17 protein-coding genes, 1 other RNA gene and 1 pseudogene are annotated in these 23,252 nt (G+C 64.0%); 6 read left to right on the top strand and 13 right to left on the bottom strand.

Features of this window, described 5'->3' with window-relative positions:
* Positions 1-25 precede the first annotated feature (25 nt).
* From hemN to CXQ80_RS07545, 3 genes are all read left to right on the top strand, one after another.
* A complete protein-coding gene (hemN, locus tag CXQ80_RS07555) occupies positions 26-1,408 on the top strand; it encodes an oxygen-independent coproporphyrinogen III oxidase (protein ID WP_101318053.1) in 1,383 nt (460 codons plus the stop codon).
* Between the two features lie 179 nt (positions 1,409-1,587).
* Entirely contained in the window at positions 1,588-2,322 is a 735-nt protein-coding gene (fnrA, locus tag CXQ80_RS07550) for a Crp/Fnr family transcriptional regulator FnrA (protein WP_101318051.1), read from the top strand.
* A 48-nt stretch (positions 2,323-2,370) separates the two neighbouring features.
* Entirely contained in the window at positions 2,371-2,919 is a 549-nt protein-coding gene (locus CXQ80_RS07545) for an adenine phosphoribosyltransferase (RefSeq protein ID WP_101318049.1), read from the top strand.
* 67 nt (positions 2,920-2,986) lie between these two features.
* Here the strand turns inward: CXQ80_RS07545 and CXQ80_RS07540 are convergent, their stop codons facing one another.
* The 5 genes from CXQ80_RS07540 to CXQ80_RS07520 are packed head-to-tail and all read right to left on the bottom strand — an operon-like array spanning position 2,987 to position 8,315.
* Entirely contained in the window at positions 2,987-4,051 is a 1,065-nt protein-coding gene (locus CXQ80_RS07540) for a 2,3-butanediol dehydrogenase (RefSeq protein WP_256585763.1), read from the bottom strand.
* A gap of 49 nt (positions 4,052-4,100) precedes the next feature.
* Positions 4,101-5,207 carry an acetoin dehydrogenase dihydrolipoyllysine-residue acetyltransferase subunit gene (locus CXQ80_RS07535; protein ID WP_101318045.1) on the bottom strand — a complete coding sequence of 369 codons (1,107 nt, stop codon included), beginning with the start codon at positions 5,205-5,207 and terminating at the stop codon, positions 4,101-4,103.
* Positions 5,204-6,226, bottom strand: a complete 1,023-nt coding sequence (locus CXQ80_RS07530) for an alpha-ketoacid dehydrogenase subunit beta (RefSeq protein WP_101318043.1) — start codon at positions 6,224-6,226, stop codon at positions 5,204-5,206. Before CXQ80_RS07530 ends, CXQ80_RS07535 begins: the two co-directional genes overlap by 4 nt.
* A 33-nt stretch (positions 6,227-6,259) precedes the next feature.
* Positions 6,260-7,237: a thiamine pyrophosphate-dependent dehydrogenase E1 component subunit alpha gene (locus CXQ80_RS07525; RefSeq protein WP_101318041.1), complete on the bottom strand. Its 978-nt coding sequence runs from the start codon at positions 7,235-7,237 to the stop codon at positions 6,260-6,262.
* A 22-nt stretch (positions 7,238-7,259) separates the two neighbouring features.
* Positions 7,260-8,315, bottom strand: a complete 1,056-nt coding sequence (locus CXQ80_RS07520; RefSeq protein WP_101318039.1) for an ATP-NAD kinase family protein — start codon at positions 8,313-8,315, stop codon at positions 7,260-7,262.
* A 279-nt stretch (positions 8,316-8,594) separates the two neighbouring features.
* On the opposite strand from CXQ80_RS07520, the gene CXQ80_RS07515 reads away from it, so the two are divergent.
* Positions 8,595-10,448, top strand: a complete 1,854-nt coding sequence (locus CXQ80_RS07515) for a sigma-54-dependent Fis family transcriptional regulator (protein WP_101318037.1) — start codon at positions 8,595-8,597, stop codon at positions 10,446-10,448.
* An 18-nt stretch (positions 10,449-10,466) separates the two neighbouring features.
* On the opposite strand, the gene recR is transcribed toward CXQ80_RS07515, so the two are convergent.
* The 3 genes from recR to dnaX all read right to left on the bottom strand — a co-directional run bounded on the left by recR (position 10,467) and on the right by dnaX (position 13,715).
* Positions 10,467-11,069 (bottom strand): recombination mediator RecR, encoded by a 603-nt coding sequence (gene recR / locus CXQ80_RS07510; protein WP_101318035.1) that lies wholly within the window; start codon positions 11,067-11,069, stop codon positions 10,467-10,469.
* A 220-nt stretch (positions 11,070-11,289) separates the two neighbouring features.
* Positions 11,290-11,616: a YbaB/EbfC family nucleoid-associated protein gene (locus CXQ80_RS07505; protein WP_101318032.1), complete on the bottom strand. Its 327-nt coding sequence runs from the start codon at positions 11,614-11,616 to the stop codon at positions 11,290-11,292.
* A 65-nt stretch (positions 11,617-11,681) separates the two neighbouring features.
* Complete coding sequence (gene dnaX / locus CXQ80_RS07500) at positions 11,682-13,715, bottom strand: DNA polymerase III subunit gamma/tau (protein ID WP_101318030.1); 2,034 nt, start codon at positions 13,713-13,715, stop codon at positions 11,682-11,684.
* Between the two features lie 128 nt (positions 13,716-13,843).
* Here dnaX and CXQ80_RS07495 point away from each other — a divergent pair, with 128 nt between their 5' ends.
* Together CXQ80_RS07495 and CXQ80_RS07490 are read left to right on the top strand one after the other, a co-directional pair.
* The gene (locus CXQ80_RS07495) at positions 13,844-14,614 is read left to right on the top strand and encodes an ABC transporter substrate-binding protein (RefSeq protein ID WP_101318028.1); all 771 of its coding nucleotides are present in this window, start codon (positions 13,844-13,846) and stop codon (positions 14,612-14,614) included.
* 88 nt (positions 14,615-14,702) lie between these two features.
* Positions 14,703-14,909 (top strand): annotated as a pseudogene (locus CXQ80_RS07490) (MerR family transcriptional regulator); the annotation flags it as partial.
* Positions 14,910-14,989: 80 nt separating this feature from the next.
* On the opposite strand, the gene ffs reads toward CXQ80_RS07490, so the two are convergent.
* The 5 genes from ffs to CXQ80_RS07465 form a co-directional block, all read right to left on the bottom strand.
* An RNA gene (gene ffs / locus CXQ80_RS07485) (signal recognition particle sRNA small type) lies at positions 14,990-15,086 on the bottom strand.
* Between the two features lie 121 nt (positions 15,087-15,207).
* Positions 15,208-17,538, bottom strand: a complete 2,331-nt coding sequence (ligA, locus tag CXQ80_RS07480; RefSeq protein WP_101318026.1) for an NAD-dependent DNA ligase LigA — start codon at positions 17,536-17,538, stop codon at positions 15,208-15,210.
* Positions 17,539-17,845: 307 nt separating this feature from the next.
* Positions 17,846-18,733, bottom strand: coding sequence for a cell division protein ZipA (zipA, locus tag CXQ80_RS07475; protein WP_101318024.1), 888 nt, complete (start codon positions 18,731-18,733; stop codon positions 17,846-17,848).
* A 205-nt stretch (positions 18,734-18,938) separates the two neighbouring features.
* Complete coding sequence (gene smc / locus CXQ80_RS07470) at positions 18,939-22,427, bottom strand: chromosome segregation protein SMC (RefSeq protein WP_101318022.1); 3,489 nt, start codon at positions 22,425-22,427, stop codon at positions 18,939-18,941.
* A gap of 3 nt (positions 22,428-22,430) precedes the next feature.
* A complete protein-coding gene (locus CXQ80_RS07465; RefSeq protein WP_101318020.1) occupies positions 22,431-23,090 on the bottom strand; it encodes a GntR family transcriptional regulator in 660 nt (219 codons plus the stop codon).
* Between the last annotated feature and the right edge of the window lie 162 nt (positions 23,091-23,252).

Genomic DNA, 23,252 nt, shown 5'->3' with positions numbered 1-23,252 from the left:
TGCTCCTATCCGGGGACTATTCCACATGCTCGACGAACTTCGTTGGGACGCCGACCTTATCCGCCGTTACGACCTGGCCGGCCCTCGCTACACCTCCTACCCAACCGCTCTGCAACTGCACAGCGAAGTGGGTTCGTTCGACCTGCTGCATGCCCTGCGCGAGAGCCGCCGCGCGGTACGGCCGCTGTCGCTGTATGTGCACGTGCCGTTCTGCGCCAACATCTGCTACTACTGCGCGTGCAACAAGGTCATCACCAAGGACCGCGCCCGCGCCCTGCCCTACCTGCAGCGCCTGCAACAGGAAATCCAGCTGATCGCCTGTCATCTGGAACCTAAACAACGTGTTGAACAGCTGCACTTTGGTGGCGGCACGCCGACCTTCCTCAGCCATGTCGAATTGCGTCAGCTGATGGCGAGCCTGCGCGAGCACTTCAACCTACTCGACGACGACTCCGGCGACTACGGTATCGAGCTTGACCCGCGTGAAGCCGACTGGTCGACCATGGGCCTGCTGCGCGAACTGGGCTTCAACCGGGTCAGCCTCGGTGTGCAAGACCTCGACCCAGTGGTGCAACGTGCGGTCAACCGCCTGCAGAGCCTGGAGCAGACCCGCGCCCTGATCGAGGCGGCGCGTACCTTGCAGTTCCGCTCGGTCAACCTGGACTTGATCTACGGCCTGCCCAAGCAGACCCCGGAGGGCTTCGCCCGCACCGTCGACGAAGTGATCCGACTGCAGCCCGACCGCCTTTCGGTGTTCAACTACGCGCACCTGCCAGAGCGCTTCATGCCCCAGCGGCGCATCGACAGCAACGACCTGCCGGCCCCGGCAGCCAAGCTGGAAATGCTCCACGCCACCATCGAGCAACTGACCGCAGCGGGTTACCGCTACATCGGCATGGATCACTTTGCCCTGCCCGACGACGAGCTGGCCATCGCCCAGGAAGAAGGCACCCTGCAGCGCAACTTCCAGGGCTACACCACCCACGGCCATTGCGACCTGATCGGCCTCGGCGTGTCGGCCATCAGCCAGATCGGCGACCTGTACTGCCAGAACAGCAGCGACCTGAACACCTACAAGGAGCTCCTCTCCAACGCACAACTGGCGACCCAGCGCGGGATACTGTGCAACCAGGATGATCGCCTGCGCCGGGCGGTGATCCAGCAATTGATCTGCCACTTCGAGCTGGACTTCGAGCAGATCGAACGCACCTTCATGATCGATTTTCGTGGTTACTTCAATGAGCTGTGGCCGCAACTGCAGGCGATGCACGGCGACGGTCTGATCCGTCTCGACAGCAAGGGCATCAAGGTCCTGCCGGCCGGGCGCCTGTTGGTCCGCTCGGTATGCATGGTGTTCGATGCCTACCTGGCGCAACACAATCGCCAGCGTTTCTCGCGGGTGATCTGACGCGACCAAGCAGCGCATGGACTTCCCTGTGGGGCAGGCACATCATTGGCTGAGGACGGGCTGCGCGACACCACGCGGCAGACCCGCCAGCCTGCACAAAAAAGTGCAGGCTGGCCCTCAAGCCATGCCGTCGGTTATCCTTACGGCTTATGTGTGATTTCCCACAAGGATCGATTGAAATGTCCGAGCCAGTAAAACTGCGCACACACAACCAGGCCCACTGCAAGGATTGCAGCCTGGCCCCGTTGTGCCTGCCATTGTCCCTTAACCTTGAGGACATGGATGCGCTGGATGAAATCGTCAAACGCGGCCGCCCGCTGAAAAAGGGGGAATTCCTGTTCCGCCAGGGCGACGATTTTGGCTCGGTCTATGCGGTTCGCTCCGGTGCCCTGAAGACCTTCAGCCTGAGCGACAGCGGCGAGGAGCAGATCACCGGCTTCCACCTGCCGAGCGAGCTGGTCGGCCTGTCGGGCATGGACACCGAGGCCTACCCGGTATCGGCCCAGGCCCAGGAAACCACCTCGGTATGCGAGATCCCCTTCGAGCGCCTCGACGAACTGTCGGTGCAACTGCCGCAACTGCGCCGCCAGCTGATGCGAGTGATGAGCCGGGAGATTCGCGACGACCAGCAAATGATGCTGCTGCTGTCGAAAAAAACCGCTGACGAGCGCATCGCCACCTTCTTGGTCAACCTGTCGGCGCGCTTCCGTGCACGCGGTTATTCGGCCAACCAGTTCCGTCTGAGCATGTCGCGCAACGAGATCGGCAACTACCTGGGCCTGGCTGTGGAAACCGTGTCGCGGGTGTTCACGCGCTTCCAGCAAAACGGCCTGATCACGGCCGAGGGCAAGGAAGTGCATATCCTCGACCCGATCCAGCTGTGCGCACTGGCCGGCGGCGCTATCGACGCCTGAGCCAGTTGACGGGGTATACTTGCGGCCAGATTTCTCAGGATACCCCTCATGTACAGCGACACTTTCGACCTCAAAGCCCTGATCCGCCCGGTAGTGGACTTCCCCAAGCCGGGTGTGATCTTCCGTGACATCACTCCGTTGTTCCAGTCGCCGCGCGGCCTGCGCTATGTGGCCGACCGGTTCATCGAGCGCTATGTCGAGGCCGAATTCAGCCATATCGGTGCCATGGATGCGCGCGGTTTTCTGATCGGGTCGATCATTGCCCACCAGTTGAACAAGCCGCTGATCCTGTTCCGCAAACAGGGCAAGCTACCGGCGCATGTGCTGTCCGAGGGCTATCAGACCGAGTACGGCGAGGCGTTTCTTGAAGTGCACGCGGACAGCCTGTGTGAAGGCGACTCGGTGCTGATCTTCGATGACCTGATTGCCACCGGCGGCACCTTGCTGGCAGCAGCCAACCTGGTCCGGCGCACCGGCGCGCAAGTATTCGAAGCGGCGGCGATCATCGACCTGCCGGAGCTGGAAGGCTCGCAACGGCTGCAGGACGCAGGCGTGCCGACCTTCTGCCTGACCGAGTTTTCCCTGAGCGAATACTAGGGGCTGCCTGATCTGCGCTGGCCGCTGGCGGCCAGCGCATCTCCCCGTGTAGGTCAGCCTGTGGAGATCAACGCCCGCCTGGCGAGACGATGATCTTCACATTCTGCTCCTTGTTGTTGACCAACTCCTCAAAGCCCAGCTCGACGATCTGCTCCAGGCCAATGCGCCCGGTCACCAGTGGCTGAATGTTCAGGCGGCCATCGTTGATGAAGGCGATCACATCGGCAAACTCGCCGTTGTAGGCCAAGGCACCCAGCACCTGTTTCTCGGTCGAGACCAGATCGAAGAAGTTGAACAGGCTCGGTTCCTCGAAAATCCCCACCAGTACACACTTGCCGGCTTTGCGAATCGCATCGACGGCCAGCTTGGCGGTGTTCTTGTTGCCGATGCATTCAAAGCTGACATCAGCACCCAGCCCGCCGGTAAGCGCGCGGATTTCAGCCAGCGCGTCGCACTGGCTCGGGTCGAGCACGGCACTGGCGCCGACCTCAAGGGCCTTGGCCTTGCGCGCCGAGGACATCTCCAGGGCGATCACCTGAGCCGCACCTGCGGCCTTGGCGCACATGATGGTGCACAGGCCGATGGTGCCAGCCCCGACTACCACCACGTTCTGCCCAAGCAGGCTGCCGGCCTTTTTCACCGCATGCATGCCCACCGCCAGCGGCTCGATCAGCGCGCCGGCTTCGCGCGGGAAGCCTTCGGGCAGGCGGTAGAGCAGATTGGCCGGGACGTTCACTCGCTCGGCGAACGCACCGTTGTTCATCAGCCCGGTAAAGGCCAGTTTTTCACAGATGTTGTACAAGCCATGGGTGCAGTAATAGCAGGTGCCGCAGTGCTGGCAGGCATCGGCAGCAACCGGATCGCCAACGGCGTAGCCGCTGACGCCCTCGCCGAGCTTGGCGATCTCGCCGCAGAATTCGTGGCCTAGAATGCACTGGCCCTGAATACCGGTCAGCGGGTGCGGTGCTTCGACCGGGATAAATACCGGCCCGGCCACGTACTCGTGCAGGTCCGAGCCGCAGATGCCGCACCAGTCGACCTTGATCTGCACCCAGCCCGGCGGTGGGTCTGCCGGCAGCGGTACCTGTTCGACGCGAATGTCATTGCGCCCATGCCAGACGGCGGCGCGCATATGGGAATGGCTGAGGTCGTTCATTGTTGTTTTCTCCAGGCTCGCGGGATCAGTGCTTGCGGATAAAGTCCTGCAGCAGCTGGTTGATCTGCTCGGCAGCTTCCATCTGCACCATATGGCCAACCCCTGGCAGCACCACCGCTTCGGCCTCTACGCCTTGGGCATGGCTGGCCGGGATGATCGCGTCTTCGCTGCCCCACAGCACCAGGGTCGGCTGTTGGGCGATCACGCCGCGCAGGTCATGGCGTTGCTGGTCGCCATCGGCAATCGCTGCGGCCAACAAACGCAGGGCAGCGTCGACGCCTTCGAGGCGCTTGAACTTGAGCATGTCCTCGAGCATCTGCCGGGTGACCATGCCCTGGTCGGCAAACAGTTGGCTCATGGCTGGTTTCAAGCCATTGCGATTGGCCGCTTCGACAAAACCGCGCAGGTAGTCGCCATTGATCTCCCGGCCCAGACCAGCGCTGGCGATCAAGCTCAGGCTGGCCACCCGCTGCGGCGCCAGGCGGGCCAGATTCAAGCACACCGCGCCGCCCATGGAATGCCCGGCCAGGTGCGCGCGGGTGATATCAAGGTGGTCGAGCAAGGCCAACACGGCGCCGCTGAGCTCGTCCAGGTCACCATGCTCAAGGGTCTTTGCCGACTCGCCGTGACCGGGCAGGTCCAGCGCAATCACCCGCCGCTCGGCGGCCAGGGCCGGGTGGTTGAACAGCCAGTTGTTGAGGTCGCCGCCAAAGCCGTGCACCAGTACCAGCGGTGTACCGCCCTCGCCCAGTTCGAACCAGCGCAGCAGGCGCCCGCCGACCTCGGCTTTCTGCGGTGCCGGGCCTTGCGCCTGCTCACTGGCAGCGCTGGCGACGAACTCGGCCTGGAAGCGCTCGACCACCGCGTTGATCTCGGCCTCATCGGCCTCGCCGTCGACCAGCACGGCGAGCAATGCGCCGACTGCCAGGGTTTCGTCCGGCTGGGCGACCTGTCGGCGCAACACGCCGCTGAACGGCGCCTCGACGCTGCTGCTGATCTTGTCGGTCTCGACATCCAGCACTTCGTCGCCCTTGTTGATCTGCTCGCCTTCCTGCTTGAGCCAGGCGTCGACTCGGCCCTCGGTCATCGACAGGCCCCACTTGGGCATGGTCAGGGTATGGATCTGGCTCATGCAGCACTCCTTGAGGCGTCCATGACTTTGCGCACGGCGGCTTCGATCTTCGCCGCATCGGGGATGTACAGGTCTTCGAGGGCATCGGAGAACGGCACTGGCGTGTGCGGCGCGGTAACCATCTCGATCGGCCCCTTGAGCGCGGCAAAGGCCTTTTGCGCGACCAACGCGCTGATGTCAGTGGCCAGCGAGCAACGCGGGTTGGCTTCGTCGATCACCACCAGCCGGCCGGTTTTCTCCACGCTTTCAAGGATGCTGTCCTCGTCCAGCGGGCTGGTGGTGCGCAGGTCGAGCACCTCGCAGTCGATGCCCTGGCGGGCCAGGTTGTTGGCAGCTTCCATGGCCAGATGGACCATGCGCCCGTAGGTCACCAAGGTGATGTCGTCGCCGTCGCGCAGGTAATTGGCCTCGCCGAACGGTACGCTGTAGAGCTCTTCGGGTACGTCGCCCTGCATGCTGTAGAGCAGCTTGTGCTCGCAGAAGATCACCGGGTCGTTGTCACGGATGGCCTGGATCAGCAGGCCCTTGGCGTCATACGGTGACGACGGGCAGACCACCTTCAGGCCCGGGATATGCGTCCACAGCGAGGTGAGCATCTGCGAGTGCTGGGCCGCTGCGCGCAGGCCGGCGCCGACCATGGTGCGCATCACCAGCGGTGTCACCGCCTTGCCGCCGAACATGTAGCGAAACTTCGCCGCCTGGTTGAGGATCTGGTCCAGGCAGCAGCCGGCAAAGTCTACAAACATCAGTTCGCAGACTGGGCGCAGGCCTTGGGTGGCAGCACCGACGGCGGCACCGACGTAACCGATTTCAGACAGCGGCGCATCCAGCACCCGCCCCGGAAACTGATGATAAAGGCCCTTGGTCACGCCAAGCACGCCACCCCAGGCGTCCTGCTCACCCGGCGCACCGGCGCCGCCGGCGACGTCTTCGCCAATGATGAAGACAGTGCTGTCGCGGCGCATTTCCTGGGCCAGGGCCTCGTTGATGGCCTGCTGGTAACTGATCTTTCTTGCCATGGTGATTGTCCTGTCGTTGTTATTGTCGGGGGCTCACGGGTAGCTGACGTAAACGTCGCTGAGCAGATCGGCGGGCTGTGGTTTGGGGTCGGCCTTGGCGCGGCGTACGGCGTCCTCGATCAGGTCGTCGACGCGGCCATCGATGGCGTCCAGTTGCGCGGCACTGAGCAGGCCGGCACGGGTGGTCTTGTTGCGAAACTGCAGTAGGCAGTCGCGAGTTTCACGCAGGTTCTTGACCTCGTCGGGGGCGCGGTAGGTTTGTGCGTCGCCCTCGAAATGGCCGTAGTAGCGGGTCAGCTTGACCTCGATCAGCGACGGCCCCTGGCCGCTGCGCGCACGCTCGACGGCGGCGCCTGCGGCTTCGTGCACGGCAAAGAAGTCGTAGCCGTCGATCGTCACCCCGGGCATGCCGAAGCCGGCGGCGCGGTCGGCAATATGGTCGCAGGCCACCGACCATTTCGACGCGGTGGCTTCGGCGTAGCCGTTGTTCTCGGCGACGAAGATGCACGCCAGGTTCATCACCGAGGCCATGTTCATGGCTTCGAACACCGCGCCTTCGTTGGAGGCGCCGTCGCCGAAGAACACCACCGAGACGTCATCGCGGCCCTTGAGCTTGGCTGCCAGCGCCGAGCCGGCCACCAGCGGCGCGCCGGCACCGACGATGCCGTTGGCGCCGAGCATGCCCTTGGACAGGTCGGCGATGTGCATCGAACCGCCCTTGCCGCCGCAGACGCCGGTCTTCTTGCCGTAGATCTCGGCCATCATCCCGTACACATCGACGCCCTTGGCGATGCAGTGGCCATGGCCGCGGTGGTTGGAAGCGATGCAATCGGAATCGCGCAGGTGCGCCATGACCCCGGCCGCCGAGGCTTCTTCGCCGGCATACAGGTGGACGAAACCGGGGATCTCGCCGGTGGCAAACTCGACATGCAGGCGCTCTTCGAAGGCGCGAATGGTGCGCATGACTTCATAGGCATGCAGCAACTGCTCGGAGCTGAGTTGGGTGGACATCTTGTTGTTCTCCAGGGTTGTCTCAACGCAGGGTTGCAGGGGTGTGCCGCTGGTCACGGGGAACGACCAGCAGATGGTGGCGGGCGGCATGCGCCAGCACCGCCTCGACATCGACCGAAAGTGGGCCGTGCAGGTCGAGGGTGATGGTTGGGGTGTCTTGCTCGGCAAACTCGATTTCACGCTCGCCATCCAGCGCCAGGGTGCCGCTGCGCAGGCTCAGCGGATACGCCACGCCCGGCTGCAGCGGGCCACTGGCGGTCACCCCGCAGCCTTGCAACAGGCCGGGCGCGAGCGGCGCCAGCAAGACCTGTGTGGCGCTGGTATCGAGGCGCACCCAGGCGCCCTGCTCGGCCTGACGTGAAACCGGGCACCACAGCCCGCAGATGGCCGACAGGCCGATGGCGTGTGGCTCGGCAAAGCAGGCGAACACTTCTGCCAGGTCTTCGCTGCGGCTCAAGGCGCGGGCGCCGACAAAGCGTTGAGGTGAAACCGCGACCTCGACCAACGCCCATTCGCACAGCTGCTGTTGCGGCACCCGCACCAGCAGCCGCTTGTTGCGGCGCAGGCCGATGGCTGCTGGGATCTGCCCGCTGGCCAGCAGGCCACCGGCGAGGCCCGCGCTGGTCGCTTCGCGCAGTTCAGGGAAGGCGTTGTTGGTGCCGGTCGACAAGGTCAGCAACGGCGTATCGCCGGCTTCGGCGGCGACCGCCTTGTGCGTGCCGTCGCCGCCCAGCACAGCGATCATCGCCACGCCCTGCTCGACCATCTGGCGAGCCGCGAGGCGGGTGTCGGCGGCGGTTTGCGTCAGAGGCAGATCGAGCATCTGCAACGCCGGCCAGCGCTGCTCACGGGCCATCGGGCCAGTGCTGGCCTTGAGCACCGCGGCGGCGATGCCGGTCATATCGGTTGGCAGCAGCACCTGGGCAATGCCAGTGGCGCCAAATGCGGCGAGCAGGCGCTGGATCGCCGAGGCTTTGTCGGTGCTGGAATACAAACCGGCATTGGCCGTCAGGCGGCGCAGGTCGCGACCGGAGGCAGGGTTGGCAATGATCCCGATGATCGGGCCGGGCTGGCGCATGGCGCACCTCGTTTTATTGTTTGAGGAGAGCCAGAGCAAGGCCGGTGCCAGCTTTTGATCTGAACGCTGCAAACCCTGTGGCAGAGCGGTTTCAGCTATTGTCCAGCGCACGTTGGCGGCTTGCCGGCGAGACGCCGGGTGCCGCGCCAGCAGCGCCGACCGCGAGACGCTGAGACGCCGCGTCTCAGCTGCGCCGCCAATCAAGCAGCGCTTGTCGCGGCTTTCGCACGGGTGCTTAATGGCTCGATAAAGACAAGAACGAGAGACCCGGAGGCCCGAATGCTCGCCGCGAACTCCAGAGCCCATGTCGACTGCGTCAGCCGCGTGCTGAAAAACGCCGAACGCCAGCCACAGGTGCCGGTACCCGCGCTGATCCTCGATTCGTGGCGGCGCTCGATGGAGCTGCATCACCTCGACCCTGGCTCGCAGCAGGGTCCACGCATCCTTTCGCCAAACCTGCTCAACGAATGCCGCGAGCGCGCCGAGCTGTTTCTGCGCATCGCCAGCGACGCCGTGGCGCGCCTGCACGCCCAAGTGCGCGGCGCCGACTACTGCGTGCTGCTGACCGACGGCCAGGGCCGCACCATCGACTACCGGGTCGACAGCAGCATCCGCACTGACTGCCGCAAGGCCGGCCTGTATCTGGGCACCTGCTGGTCGGAAGTGGAAGAAGGCACCTGCGGCGTGGCGGCGGTGCTGACCAGCAAGGCGCCGGTGACCGTGCACAAGCGCGATCACTATCGCGCTGCATTCATCGGCCTGACCTGTACCGCAGCGCCGGTGTTCGACCCGCTGGGCGAACTGCTGGGGGTGGTCGACGTGTCCGCGCTGAAGTCGCCGGATGATCGGCGCAGCCAGCACCTGATTCGCCAGCTGGTCGAGCAGACCGCTCGCGAGATCGAAAACGCCTTCTTCATGCACAGCAGCCAGGGCCACTGGGTGATGCGCGCCCACGGCACCCCCGGTTATGTCGAAAGCCAGCCCGATTACCTGCTCGCCTGGGATGCCGAAGGCCGCCTGCAAGCGCTCAACAGCCTCGCCCGCGAGCATCTGCTGGCACGCAACGGGCGCCTGCCGCAACACATCGGCGAGCTGTTCGACCTCGAGCAACTGCGCCGCGCCAGCGAGGCCAGCGCCCAGCGCCTGCCAGGTTTTGCCTTGTATGGGCGAGTCAGCGCGCCACAGCGGCGCAGCACGCCATCAGTGCCCACGGCGCCAGCCCAAGACGCGCGCATCAGCCAGCACCTGCGCCTGGCCACGCGGGTCAAGGACTGCAACCTGGCGGTGCTGGTGCAAGGTGAAACCGGGGTCGGCAAGGAAGTTTTTGCCCGCCAGCTGCACCAGCTCAGCCAGCGCGCAGCATGGCCGTTTGTCACGCTCAATTGCGCGGCGATCCCGGAGTCGCTGATCGAAAGCGAGCTGTTCGGCTATGTTGCCGGAGCGTTTACCGGCGCCTCCAGCAAAGGCATGCAGGGCCTGCTCCAGCAAGCCGATGGCGGCACGCTGTTTCTCGACGAGATCGGCGACATGCCGCTAAGCCTGCAAACCCGGCTGCTGCGAGTGCTGGCCGAGGGCGAGGTGGCGCCGCTGGGTGCGGCCCGGCGCGAGCGCGTCGATATCCAGGTGATCTGCGCCACTCACCGTGACCTGGCAACGATGGTCAGCGACGGGCGCTTTCGCGAGGACCTGTACTTCCGCCTGGCCAACGCCCGCTTCGAACTGCCGCCGCTGCGCGAGCGCGACGACCGCCTGAGCCTGATCCACCGCCTGCTGGCCGAGGAGGCGCAGGCCTGCGGGGTTGAGGTGCTGCTCACCGATGCAGCGCTGGAAGCGCTGTTGAGCTACCGCTGGCCGGGCAACCTCAGGCAGCTGCGCCAGGTGCTGCGCTATGCCTGCGCGGTGTGTGATGGTGGCCAGTTGCGCCTGGATGATCTACCGCAAGAGCTGCGCGGCGCCGCTCAGGACGCGCCGGCGCTGAGCAGCGTCTCCAGCCCGGCCCGGCAGATGATTCTCGATGCGCTGATTCGTCATCGCTGGAAACCGGCGGATGCAGCTCAGGCGCTGGGCATTTCCCGGGCAACCTTGTACCGGCGCGTACACGAGCACCGGATTGAAATGCCGCGGATGAAGTAACCGGCTGGGGGCAGCCAGTTACAGCGCAATCGGTCGGCGCCCGGCAAAGGCATGGGCCAGGGTACCGCCGTCGACCAGCTCCAGCTCGCCACCGAGCGGCACGCCGTGAGCGATGCGCGAGGCAACCAGGCCCTGCTCGTGCAGCAACTGGGCGATGTAGTGCGCGGTCGCCTCACCTTCTACGGTCGGGTTAGTGGCGAGGATCACTTCGGTGAAGCTGCCCTGCTCGGCGATGCGCGCCATCAGTTGCGGGATGCCGATAGCCTCAGGCCCGAGGCCATCGAGCGGCGACAGGTGCCCCTTGAGTACGAAGTAGCGACCGCGGAAACCAGTCTGCTCCACGGCATACACATCCATCGGCCCCTCGACCACGCACAGCTGGGTGTCGTCGCGGCGCACATCGGCGCACTGCGGGCACAGCTCCTGTTCGGTCAAGGTGCGGCACTGGCGGCAGTGGCCGACCCCTTCCATCGCCTGGGTCAGGCTCTGCGCCAGGCGCAGGCCGCCGCTGCGGTCACGCTCGAGCAACTGCAGGGCCATGCGCTGGGCGGTTTTCTGGCCGACACCGGGCAGGATGCGCAGCGAGTCGATCAGTTGGCGGATCAGTGGGCTGAAGCTCATCGGAGAGGCCTGACAATACAAATTAAGAGGCGGTTTATACCGGCCACGGCAGGCAGCGTCAAATCAGCTACAGCCGATAGCGACAAGGCCTACCTGTGTTGTGGTTGACCCTCGACCGCGCCTGCGGGTTCGGTCGGCTGCGGTTACTGGCCAGGGTTTACCCAGCGCAAAAAAAAACGCCCGATCAACGGGCGTTTTGTCCTGCAGCAAAGCCAATGCCTTAGAAAGGCATCTTGAAGCCCGGCGGCAGTTGCATGCCAGCGGTCATGCCGCCCATCTTGTCCTGGCTGTTCTGCTCGACCTTGCGCACGGCGTCGTTGACGGCAGCAGCGATCAGGTCTTCGAGGACTTCCTTGTCTTCCTGCATCAGGCTGTCATCGAGGCTGATGCGCTTGACGTCATGACGGCCGGTCATGACCACGCTGACCAGGCCGGCGCCGGACTGACCAGTGACTTCGGCGCTGGCCAGCTCTTCCTGCATCTTGGCCATTTTTTCCTGCATTTGCTGAGCCTGCTTCATCAGGCCTGCCATGCCACCTTTCATCATGGGGGTATACCTCGATTGGTTCATATGATGCGGCCTGGCGCAGTGCCGACCGCATGGATATCGGTTTATTGCCCCTGGCTGACCAGAGGCTCTACGGGCTCAATAGTATCCTGCCGCACGGTCGCGCCAAACTGGCGGATCATCTGCTGGATGAGCGGATCCTGCTCGATCGACACTTCGGCATCGTGCTGACGCTCGGAACGCTTGCGCGCTGCGGCCTGGGCCGGGGTTTCCTGCTCCGGGCGAATCAGCTCGATGCTCAGCTGCAGGGTGCGCCCGAGGTGCTGGTTGAGCGCGTCGTTCAAACGCCGCTGCTGGGTCGAGTTGAACAGCGCGCCCTGCGCCGGGTCAAGGTGCAGCAGCCAGTTGTCGCCGTCGACGGCAATCAACGTACAGTTTGCGGCGATGTTGCCTGTCATCCCCGATACAGGCAACTGTGGGCATAATTCCAACCATTGCAGGGCCAGCCCGGTTGCCGGCTTGGAGGCTGGCAGCGGCTCGGGCGGCGGCGCCTGCTGGTCTTCCTGAACGTGCTCGGCGAGTTCGTCGAGGTAGCTGAAACCAACCGGGTCGGCCTCGCCGGCATAATAGTCCTCGTCCAGCGGCGGCTCGTCGTCACGTTCCATACCGACGCCATCGTAGGCAGCCGGGTCGAACGGCGGCGCGTCGTCACGTGACGGCGCGTGCTGTGCTTCGGGTTGCGGCTCGGGCCTGGCTGGCGGCTCAGGCGCAGGTGGCTTCGGCGCAGCGACAGGCGCTGCCTGCTCTTCCCATGGCAGGTCGATGGCTTGCTCGGCAACTGGCGCTGGCGCAGCAGGTTCTGGTTCTGGCTCTGGTTCCGCAACAGGCTCCGCGACTACTGGTTCGGCAACCGCTGGGGCCACCGGCGCAGCCGGGGCCGGCACCTCTGCAACCGCGCTGACGGGCGCTGCAGCTGCCACCGCTTTTGCTGAATCAGCTGTGGCCTGGCTGATCCCCACTGGCTTTAGCTGCGGTCTCGGCGCGTCATCGTTGTCCGCCGGGCGGAATGCCAACATGCGCAGCAGGACCATTTCGAAACCGCCGCGCGGGTCTGGTGCCAGCGGCAAGTCGCGCCGGCCGATCAAACCCATCTGATAGTAGAACTGCACGTCCTCGGCAGGCAGCGCCGACGCCAGCGCCAGGACTCGATCACGGTCGCCCTGACCATTGTCGACCGCCTCGGGCAGCGCCTGGGCGATGGCCACGCGGTGCAGCACGTTGAGCATCTCGGCGAGTACGCCGGACCAGTCCGGGCCTTGCTCGGCCAAATCGCGCACCGCCTCCAGCAGCGCTCGCGCATCGCCTTCGAGCAACGCCTGCAACACGCCATACACCTGGCCGTGGTCAAGGGTGCCGAGCATCGCCCGCACATCGGCGGCCAGTACCTGGCCTTCGCCAAAGGCGATGGCCTGATCGGTCAGGCTCATGGCGTCGCGCATCGAGCCATCGGCAGCGCGCCCGAGCAGCCACAGTGCGTCATTCTCGAACGGCACGCTCTCGGCAGTCAGCACGTGGTTCAGGTGCTCGACCACCCGCTCCGGGCTCATGTTCTTCAACGAGAACTGCAAGCAGCGCGAGAGGATGGTGGCCGGCAGCTTTTGCGGGTCGGTGGTGGCGAGGATGAACTTAACGTAGGGCGGCGGCTCTTCCAGCGTCTTCAGCAAGGCGTTGAACGAGTGCGTCGAGAGCATGTGCACTTCGTCGATCAGGTAGACCTTGAAGCGGCCACGGCTCGGTGCGTACTGCACATTGTCGAGCAGCTCGCGGGTGTCTTCGACCTTGGTTCGGCTGGCGGCGTCGATCTCGATCAGGTCGACGAAGCGCCCCTCGTCGATCTCCCGGCACACCGAGCAGGTGCCACAGGGCGTCGAGGTGATGCCGGTTTCGCAGTTCAGGCACTTGGCGATGATCCGCGCGATGGTGGTCTTGCCGACCCCGCGGGTACCGGTAAACAGGTAGGCGTGATGCAGCCGCTGGTTGTCCAGCGCATTGATCAATGCCTTGAGCACATGGGTCTGGCCGACCATTTCGCGGAACGAGCGCGGACGCCACTTACGTGCAAGAACCTGATAACTCATCAAAAACCATCGCAAACTGAACCAGCGGAAGATCGCTAATGCTAGCGGAGCGGGGCCGAAATTGCACCCGGCCAATCTCGTCTACGCTAAGCCATGCACGGTTCGACGCAGATCAAGGAGGAATACACGTGCGCCGACTACTGGCCAGCCTGCTGTTATGTGCCACGCCCAGCTTGGCCGAGCAACCGGTGCTGCGCTTCGCCATTGCCGAGAGCTGGAGCATGCCGCTGATCCGCATCGAGCAGGGTCAGCCGGTCGAAGGCATTCTTTATGACTTGATGCAGTCTGCCGCGCGCGAAGCCGGGGTGCGGCCTGAGTACCACGTGTTGGCCCGCCTGCGCATGCAGCAAGCCATGGAGGACGGCGATGTCGACGTGCGCTGCCACCTCGCAACCAACTGGTTGATCGAGCGCCCAGGCGAGTACATCTGGAGCGTGCCGCTGATGGTCCAGCGCGATCTGCTGGTAAGCCGCGCCGGCCTGCTCGATCCCGTGGATGCCTCGCGCCTGCCGGCTCAAGCCATTGGTACGGTCCTCGGCTATAGCTACCCAACCCTGCAACCCCTGTTCAGCCGAGGACAATTGCACCGCGAAGACAGCCGTAGCCAACAACTGGCCCTGCAGAAACTACAGGCCGGGCGCTACCAGTACGCAGTGAGCAATGAGTTATCGCTGCAGTGGTTCAACCGCCAACTGCCAGCCGAAGCGCAATTGCAGAGCCGCGCGCTGCTGGAAGAGCAAAACCTCGGTTGCGTGGTCCGCAGCGACTCGTCGCGCCCGACCCAGGCGCTGCTCAGGGCGCTGGTGCGGATCAAGCAGTCCGGCGAGATGGACCGCATTGTTCAGCACTACGCCGCGCCCACTTCGCCAGCGCCGATGGTGATCGGCTCACACCAGTGAAAGCAGCAACGCCGTGGCGTACAAGCCGCTGCCGACCACCAGCGTGGAAATCAATAAAACCGTAACGCCCATGAATACACCCTCGCAGATTGACGAAAAACCCGATCGCGACATGCTCAGGGCCAAGGCGGACGAAATCGATGAACAGGTCAAACGCTTGCAGGCCATGAGCAAAGGGCTGCGGCATGCGGCGGCGTGCCCTGAGGACGATCATCTGGCGTGTCCGACGTTTCAGCGGTTGATGAAGGTTGCGGCTGCAGGGGTACGTGTACGCGAGCGGCGCTCGAATAACTGAGGGGGAGTTGGGTTGGACAGTCATGGGCGATGCTGGAGCAGGCGCCTCGAAAAATTTTCCGCCCCCTGAAATGGAGGCGGCCCCACCAGCCACACCCCGGCACTCAATGTCCCCGCCTTGGCTGCTTCCTTCCGGATCTGACCAGGTCAACGGGTAATCAATGCGGAGGGACCGATAGGGCCACCATAACGCGACTTGCCATGTGACAAGCCGCGCCATTGTACCGCTCTGGGACGAAGTTACAACCTCTGCATCAAGAAAAAATCATCATTTCTCAATGACTTGACCCGCGAGGCAGTCAGATGTCGATGCCGTGGCCGGCCAAAAAGCCGACAAAGGCGTCTTCATCGAGCACCTTGACCCCGAGTTCGCTGGCTTTGGCCAGCTTCGAGCCGGCGCCGGGGCCGGCGACGACGCAGTGGGTCTTGCCAGAGACCGAACCGGCGACCTTGGCGCCGAGCTGTTCGAGCTTGTCCTTGGCGATGTCGCGGCTCATGCGCTCGAGGCTGCCGGTAAGCACCCAGGTCTGCCCGGCCAGGGGCAGGCCTTCGACCACGCGCTTGTCGCTGGCCCAGTGCATGCCGAACTTCAGCAGCTGCGCTTCGATAGCGCGTGCCAGCTGTTGGTTGGCCTCGACCTTGAAGAACTCGCGCACGGCTTCGGCTTGCTTGGCCGCCAGGGCCTGACGCAGGTCGATGCCGTCGGCCTGGATGATCTGCTCGAGGCTGCCGAGCTTGGCCACCAGCTTCTCGGCGCCAGTCGGGCCGACCGAAGCGATGTCGAGCTTGGTGATCAGCCCGGCGAGGGTAGTGCTGGCGGCGAACTCGGGGGCCAGCTCACCCTCCTCCTGCAACTGCATGCCGCTGTCGAGCAACTGCTGGATGACGTCGCGGTTGTGCTGGTCTTCAAAGAAGTTGTGGATCTCGTGGGCGACTTCCAGGCCGATATCGGGCAGGTAGGTGAGCACCTGCGGCAGCGCCTCCTGCACCCGCGCCAGGCTGCCCAGCGAGCGCGCCAGGACCTTGGCGGTCTCTTCGCCGACATCGGGGATGCCGAGGGCGTAGATGAAGCGCGCCAGGTTTGGTCGCTTGCTGTTGTTGATGGCCTCGAGCAGTTTGTTACTGGAAACCTCGGCAAAGCCTTCGAGGTCGACGATCTGCTCGAAAGTCAGCTTGTACAGGTCAGCCGGCGAGCGGATCAGCCCCTCATCGACCAACTGCTCGACGCTTTTTTCGCCTAGACCATCGATGTCCATGGCGCGGCGCGAGACGTAGTGGATGATCGCCTGCTTCAGCTGCGCGGCGCAGGCCAGGCGGCCAACGCAGCGGTAGACCGCACCTTCACTGGTGGTCTCTTTGCCTTTGCTGCGCTTGATCAACTGGGTACGCTCGACCTGCGAGCCACACACCGGGCATTCACTCGGCACCGGCACCGGACGGGCGTCAGCCGGGCGGCGCTCAAGCACCACCTGCATGACTTGCGGGATGACGTCGCCAGCGCGACGGATGATCACCGTGTCGCCGATATGCACGCCGAGCCGGGCGACTTCGTCCATGTTGTGCAGGGTGGCATTGGATACGGTGACGCCGGCGACCTTGACCGGCTTGAGGCGCGCGACAGGCGTGACTGCGCCGGTACGACCGACCTGAAACTCGACGTCGAGCACTTCGGTCAGCTCTTCCATGGCCGGGAATTTATGGGCGATCGCCCAGCGCGGCTCGCGTGCACGGAAGCCCAGCTCGCGCTGTGCGGCCAGGCTGTTGACCTTGAACACCACGCCATCGATCTCGTAGGCCAGCTCGTTGCGGCGAGCGCCGATGTCCTGGTAGTAGGCCAGGCATTCTTCAATACCAGCGGCGTGCTTGAGCTCGCGACTGATCGGCATGCCCCAGGTCTTGAGCTTCTCGAGGGTGTCGATGTGGCTGTCGGCGATGCTTTCGGAGGTTTGCCCAACGCCATAGCAGCAGAATTCCAGCGGGCGGCTGGCGGTGATCTTCGAGTCCAGCTGGCGCAGACTGCCGGCGGCGGCGTTGCGCGGGTTGGCGAAGGTCTTGCCGCCAATGGCAGCCTGGCTGGCGTTGAGGCGGTCGAAGCCGGCCTTGCTCATGAACACTTCACCGCGCACTTCGAGCACGGCTGGCCAGCCGCTGCCCTGCAGCTTGAGCGGGATGTTGCGTACGGTGCGCACGTTGCTGCTGATGTCTTCGCCGGTGGTGCCGTCGCCACGGGTGGCACCTTGCACCAACTGGCCATCGCGGTACAGCAGGCTGACCGCAAGGCCGTCGAGCTTGGGCTCGCAGCTGTAGTCGACGGCGCCGGGCTGATCGAGGCCGTCGACCACGCGGCGATCAAATTCGCGCAGGTCAGCTTCTTCGAAGGCGTTACCCAGGCTGAGCATGGGCACTTCGTGGCGGATCTGGCTGAAAGCCGCGAGGGCACTGCCGCCGACGCGCTGGGTTGGCGAGTCGGGGGTGACCAGGTGCGGGTGGTCGGCTTCGAGGGCTTTGAGCTCGTTGAACAGGCGGTCGTATTCGGCGTCGGGGATGCTTGGCTCGTCGAGGACGTAGTAGCGGTAGTTGTGCTGGTCGAGTTCGGCGCGCAGCTGATGGATGCGGGTTTCGGCGGTCATGGGGGGTCTCTTGCTGGGCACAAGAGCGGCTTTGGGTGGGTTTGGCGGATGGGGGGCCGCTATGCGGCCCTTTCGCGACACAAGGCCGCTCCTACAGGGGACCGCGCATGCCCAAAGAGCGGCGGGGACCGCACTGACCTCAAGGGCAACGGGATCCATGTAGGAGCGGCCTTGTGTCGCGAAAGGGCTGCGCCGCAGCCCCAATCCAGGCACCGCCGCACTCGCCTGCCCCACTCAACCCCAAAGCTGCTCTAGCGCAAAAATCACTGCGGGCAGGATCACTATCGACCCTGCCCGCACAGTTAAATCAACGTTTCTGAGTCAGCGCGCGACGCTCGAACTCAACGATGCGCTGGCGATAATGCTCGATGGTCTGCGCCGTCAACACGCTACGCTGGTCATCCTTGAGTTCGCCATCGAGCTCATGGGCCAGCTTGCGCGCAGCAGCGACCATTACGTCGAACGCCTGCTTGGGATGGCGCGGGCCTGGCAAGCCGAGGAAGAAGCTCACCGCACGGGTGCTGAAATGGTCGATGTCATCCAGGTCAAACACCCCTGGCTTGACCGCGTTGGCCATCGAGAACAGCACTTCGCCGTGGCCGGCCATGCTCTCGTGACGGTGGAAGATGTCCATTTCGCCAAAGCGCAGACCGCTCTCGAGAATGTTCTGCAACAGTGCCGGGCCGCGGAAGCCGGTTTCGTCACGGGAGATCACGCTGATCACCAGCACTTCTTCAGCCGGTGGCAGCTCCTTGACGCTGCTGCTGGACGAGCTCGAGGAGAAACCGCTGCTGCGGTTGTTGTCAGTCTCGTAGGTGTTGTCAGGCTCGGCGAACAGGTCGGGCTCACGCGGCTCGGCCGCCAGGCTCAGATCGCCCTGCTGCGGCTCGCTGTTGCGCTTGCCGCGCTTGGCGGCCTTGACGGGTTTGGCTTCGCGCTCGCGCTCACGCCCTGCGCTCATCGACGGCAGGTCGGTTTCATCCAGCTCGGGCTCTTTGTGCTGGCCTTCCAGCACGCGTGCCGGGCCGAGCACTTCCGCGCCGCCTTCTTCGTCCGCAACATTGGAGTAGCTGCGATCGAGACGGAATTTCAACTTGCCTTTGCCACCACGCATGCGACGCCAGCCGTCGAAAAGAATACCGGCGATGACAATGATGCCGATGACGATCAGCCACTCGCGCAGACCGATTTCCATTTAATCCCGTGCCTCTATAAAAAATATGCTTGAAAACAAAGGGTTCAAAGCCCTTTAACACGTGGCGCCAACTCTATGTTCTGACAGGCGTTTTACCCACGCAGAATACACGTGACGGTAAAGCTAGCACGACCAAAGGCAACTTTACACCGTCTGTCACACATGACAGGCGTTTTAGCTGCTGAAAACGCCTCAGCGTCGCTTATCAGGCGTCTACCATGGCCATTGCCGCCTCTACATCAACTGCAACAAGACGTGAACAGCCTGGCTCGTGCATCGTCACCCCCATCAGTTGATCGGCCATCTCCATGGCGATCTTGTTGTGGGTGATGTAGATGAACTGCACGGTTTCGCTCATTTCCTTGACCAACCGGGCGTACCGCCCGACGTTGGCATCGTCCAGCGGCGCATCGACTTCGTCGAGCATGCAGAACGGTGCCGGGTTGAGTTTGAAGATAGCGAACACCAGCGCCAGCGCAGTCAGGGCTTTCTCGCCACCCGACAACAAATGGATGGTGCTGTTTTTCTTGCCCGGCGGGCGCGCCATGATTGTCACCCCAGTATCGAGTAAATCTTCGCCCGTCAGTTCCAAGTAAGCGCTGCCACCGCCGAAAACTTTTGGGAAAAGTGCCTGCAAACCGGCATTTATCTGATCAAAGGTATCCTTGAAGCGGGTGCGGGTTTCCTTGTCGATCTTGCGGATGACGTTTTCCAGGGTCTCGAGCGCTTCGACCAGGTCGGCGTCCTGCGCATCCAGATAGCGTTTGCGCTCGGACTGCTGCTCGTACTCTTCGATGGCTGCCAGGTTGATCGCACCTAGGCGCTGAATACGCCCTTCGATTTGTTCGAGCTGCTGTTCGGTGGTCGCTTCGCTGGCCTCGGGATCGAGCGTGGCAAGCACGCCTTGCAGGTCAAAACCGTCGGCCAGCAGTTGTTCCTGCAAGGTGCTGCGGCGCAGGTTGAGGCCTTGCGATTCAAGCCGTGACTGCTCGAGCTGACCGCGCAGCAAAAGCGACTGCTGCTCAGCCTGGGTGCGGCGTTTCTCGGCGTCGCGCAGTTCGCGGTCGGCGTCGTCCATGTGCAGCCGGGCCAGGCGCATTTCTTCATCGACGCTCATGCGCCGTTCGAGCAGCTCTTCAAGTTTCAGGCGCAGCTCTTCCTGCGGCGCTTCGCCCTCTTCCAGATTCAGGCTCAACTGCTCCTGGCGCTCGCTCAGGCGCTCGGCTTGCTGCTCCAGCCGCTCCAGCGCCTGCCGGGTGGAATCATGCTGGGCGCGCAGCGAGCCCAGGCGCACGGCCAACTGGTGGGCGTGGTCCTTGTGCTGGCGGGCTTCCTGGCGGATGCGGTCGAGGCTTTCGCGCAGGGTGTCGCGGCGGGCCAGCAATTGCTCGCGCTGCTCGGTGTCCTCGGCCATCAGGTCAAGGGCCTCTTGCAGGATCAGCCGCGCCTCGCCGAGCTGTTCGTGCTCGATGGCGCGCTGCTCACCGAGCTCGCTTAATTCTTCTTCAAGACGGCGGCGACGCAGCTCAAGCTGCTCGGCGCGGGCGCGACCGGCAGACAAACGCGCCTTGAGCTCACCGTGCTGACGGTTTTCGTCCTGGCTACGGCGGCGCAGTTGTTCGCGCTGCTCTTCAAGGTCACGCTGTTGCTCGCGCTGGCTGTGCAGGCGCTGCTCGAACTGGTCCAACTGCTCCTGTTGCTGCAGTTGCTGCTCGGCCAGCTGTTCGATCTCCTGCGCGCGGGCGAGCACGCCGCCTTGCGCTTCGCTGCCGCGGCTGACGCGCAGGAAATGCCGGCCCACCCAGTAGCCATCGCGGCTGACCAGGCTTTCGCCAACCAGCAGACTTGGGCGCTGGCTCAGCGCCTGCTCAAGGGTCTCGACCGGACGCACCTGGCCCAGCCAAGGGCTGAGGTCGGTGCGCCCTTCGACCTTGTCGAGCAAGCTGCCGGGCACCCGAGCGCCCTCGCCGGCCGCCAGCAACAGGCGCAAATCACCTTGTTCCAGCGTGGCAAAGTCCAGCTGGCTGAAGTCGTCGACCAGCACTGCCTGCAAGTCAGCACCCAGCACCGTCTCGACGGCCAGCTCCCAACCTGCCTCGACGCGCAAACCCTCGGCCAGGCGCGGACGCTGTTGCAAACCTTGCTCGCGCAGCCACTCGCCAGCACCGGCAGACGGCTCCAGGGCGGCTTGCTGCAACGCCTCCAGCGACGCCAGCCGGCCGCCCAGACGCTGTTGCTCGCCCTGCAACTGCTGATGGCTCTGGTTGAGCTGCTGCAGTTGCTCACGCACAGCTTCGAGGCGTTCGAGCACGTCCTGCTCGCTGAGCTGCAGTTCTTCCAGCAGCAGCTCACTGCTGGCGACCTGCTCGGTCAACTCGAGCATGGCTGCATCCTGCGGGTCGGCGCTGAGCTGATCACGCTCGTCAGCCAGCTTGCGCTGGCGTTCAGCCAAGCGCTCGAGGCTGGTTTCCAGCTGCTGCAAGCGCGACTGCTGGACTTCGGCCTGGCGCCGCGGCTCGGCTGAGCGGGTATTGAAACTGTCCCACTGCTCCTGCCAGCCGTGCATGCCCAACTCGGCTTCTTCGAGCACGGCAGCCGCTTCTTCGGCTGCGGCGAGGGTCATCTCCTGCTCAGGCTCAAGCTGCTCCAGCTCTTCGCCGAGGGTCGCCAGCAGGGTGCGGTCATGGCCCAGGTGCGACTCGGTCTCCAGCCGTGTGCGCTCGGCTTCCTTGAGATCATCCTGCAACTGGCGCAGGCGCTGCTGGCCGTGCTGAATGCTCTGCTCGACCCGGGCAATGTCACCGGCCACCGAATAGAAGCGGCCCTGGACCTGATTGAAGCGTTCGGACAATTCATGGTGGCCGTCGCGCAGGCGCTCGATGCTGGCATCGGCATTGCGCTGCTCGGCCACCAGCGCCTCGAAGGCTACTTCCTGATCGCCGATGACGGCGCCGCGCTGCTGCACCTTCTGGTCCAGCTCACGCCAGCGCAGGGCCGACAAGCGCGCCTTGAGCAGACGCTCTTCAGCTTTGTACTCGCGATACTTTTCTGCGGCCTGGGCCTGGCGGTGCAAACGCTCGAGCTGGCGCCCTAGCTCATCGCGCAGGTCGGTCAGGCGGGCGAGGTTTTCCTGGGTGCGGCGAATTCGGGTTTCGGTCTCGCGGCGGCGCTCCTTGTACTTGGAGATGCCGGCGGCTTCTTCGATGAAGTTACGTAGCTCTTCTGGCTTGGCCTCGATCAGCTTGGAGATCATGCCCTGCTCGATGATCGAGTAGCTGCGCGGGCCCAGCCCGGTTCCGAGGAAGATATCGGTAATGTCGCGGCGACGGCATTTGGTGCCGTTGAGGTAGTAGGTATTCTGCGCGTCGCGGGTCACTTTGCGCCGGATCGAGATCTCGGCATAGGCGGCGTACTCGCCGACCAGGGTGTTGTCGCTGTTGTCGAACACCAGTTCGATACTGGCCTGGCTGACCGGCTTGCGGCTGGTCGAGCCATTGAAGATGACGTCGGTCATCGACTCGCCACGCAGGTTTTTAGCCGAGCTTTCGCCCATCACCCAGCGCACCGCGTCGATGATGTTGGACTTGCCACAGCCATTGGGCCCGACCACGGCGGCCATGTTGCTGGGGAAGTTGACCGTGGTCGGGTCGACGAACGACTTGAACCCGGCCAGGCGAATGCACTTCAAGCGCATCGATCAGACCCGCGCCAACGCAGCCAGCACCAGCTCGCAGCTGCGCTGGCAGTAGGCAACCAGCACTTCGCGAATACGTGCAATGTCGCGCGCAACCACGGCTTGGAGCAGGCGATCGAACAGGTCGAGGTAGTCGAGCATATTCGCCTGGCGCTGATCCAGCGCGAGGTAATAGGCGCGGCTCATGGCGGGCTGCAGGTTCTCGACGGTTTCCTGCAGGTACGGGTTGTCGGCGAACGGATACGCAGCGCGCATCACTGCAAAACTCTCGGCGACGAAGGTCTTGATGTCGGTGGCCGCGTAGGCTTGTTGCAAGCGTTGCTGGATGCCCAGAAACGGCATCAGGTCGGCATCGGTGCGCCATTTCTGGGCAACGGCGTTGCCGAGCAGAATGTAGAACTCGCCCATCAGCGCACACAGGCTACGCACACTGCGCTCGTCAAGACGGGTCACGTGGGCGCCCCGCCGCGGCAGGATCGCCACCAGATGGCGACGCTCAAGGATCAACAGCGCCTCGCGTACCGAGCCGCGGCTAACGTTCAGGGCCTGAGTGACCTTTTGCTCCTGGATCCGCTCACCCGGGGCAAGCTCGCCGCGGATGATCCGCTCGGCCAGATGGTGGGCAATCTGCTCGGAGAGACTGTCCGGCGCCTTGAACGTCATGGTTTTCCTTCAAAATCATTGAACTGGGCACAAGCGGCGGATTGTAGCGCACTTGCCAGGCAGTCGCGCAGAGGTGCGCTGCGCTTTATTCGTTGCAGGCGGCCGTGGGACTCAGGCGCGATCTATGCTTAACAAAAGACACACTGTTCGGTGCGGACTCGC

The sequence above is a fragment of the Pseudomonas sp. 02C 26 genome, from assembly GCF_002843585.1.
In the GTDB taxonomy this organism is placed as follows: Bacteria; Pseudomonadota; Gammaproteobacteria; order Pseudomonadales; family Pseudomonadaceae; genus Aquipseudomonas; species Aquipseudomonas shirazensis.
The sequence above is the reverse complement of the archived record's forward strand: the minus strand, read 5'-3'. Positions and strand labels throughout refer to the sequence as shown.

Excerpts from the sequence above, each read along its gene's own strand:
- hemN (WP_101318053.1), top strand. The coding sequence starts at position 26 with ATGCTCGACGAACTTCGTTGGGACGCCGACCTTATCCGCCGTTACGAC.
- fnrA (WP_101318051.1), top strand. The coding sequence starts at position 1,588 with ATGTCCGAGCCAGTAAAACTGCGCACACACAACCAGGCCCACTGCAAG.
- CXQ80_RS07545 (WP_101318049.1), top strand. The coding sequence starts at position 2,371 with ATGTACAGCGACACTTTCGACCTCAAAGCCCTGATCCGCCCGGTAGTG.
- CXQ80_RS07540 (WP_256585763.1), bottom strand. The coding sequence starts at position 4,051 with ATGCGCGCCGCCGTCTGGCATGGGCGCAATGACATTCGCGTCGAACAG.
- CXQ80_RS07535 (WP_101318045.1), bottom strand. The coding sequence starts at position 5,207 with ATGAGCCAGATCCATACCCTGACCATGCCCAAGTGGGGCCTGTCGATG.
- CXQ80_RS07530 (WP_101318043.1), bottom strand. The coding sequence starts at position 6,226 with ATGGCAAGAAAGATCAGTTACCAGCAGGCCATCAACGAGGCCCTGGCC.
- CXQ80_RS07525 (WP_101318041.1), bottom strand. The coding sequence starts at position 7,237 with ATGTCCACCCAACTCAGCTCCGAGCAGTTGCTGCATGCCTATGAAGTC.
- CXQ80_RS07520 (WP_101318039.1), bottom strand. The coding sequence starts at position 8,315 with ATGCGCCAGCCCGGCCCGATCATCGGGATCATTGCCAACCCTGCCTCC.
- CXQ80_RS07515 (WP_101318037.1), top strand. The coding sequence starts at position 8,595 with ATGCTCGCCGCGAACTCCAGAGCCCATGTCGACTGCGTCAGCCGCGTG.
- recR (WP_101318035.1), bottom strand. The coding sequence starts at position 11,069 with ATGAGCTTCAGCCCACTGATCCGCCAACTGATCGACTCGCTGCGCATC.
- CXQ80_RS07505 (WP_101318032.1), bottom strand. The coding sequence starts at position 11,616 with ATGATGAAAGGTGGCATGGCAGGCCTGATGAAGCAGGCTCAGCAAATG.
- dnaX (WP_101318030.1), bottom strand. The coding sequence starts at position 13,715 with ATGAGTTATCAGGTTCTTGCACGTAAGTGGCGTCCGCGCTCGTTCCGC.
- ligA (WP_101318026.1), bottom strand. The coding sequence starts at position 17,538 with ATGACCGCCGAAACCCGCATCCATCAGCTGCGCGCCGAACTCGACCAG.
- zipA (WP_101318024.1), bottom strand. The coding sequence starts at position 18,733 with ATGGAAATCGGTCTGCGCGAGTGGCTGATCGTCATCGGCATCATTGTC.
- smc (WP_101318022.1), bottom strand. The coding sequence starts at position 22,427 with ATGCGCTTGAAGTGCATTCGCCTGGCCGGGTTCAAGTCGTTCGTCGAC.
- CXQ80_RS07465 (WP_101318020.1), bottom strand. The coding sequence starts at position 23,090 with ATGACGTTCAAGGCGCCGGACAGTCTCTCCGAGCAGATTGCCCACCAT.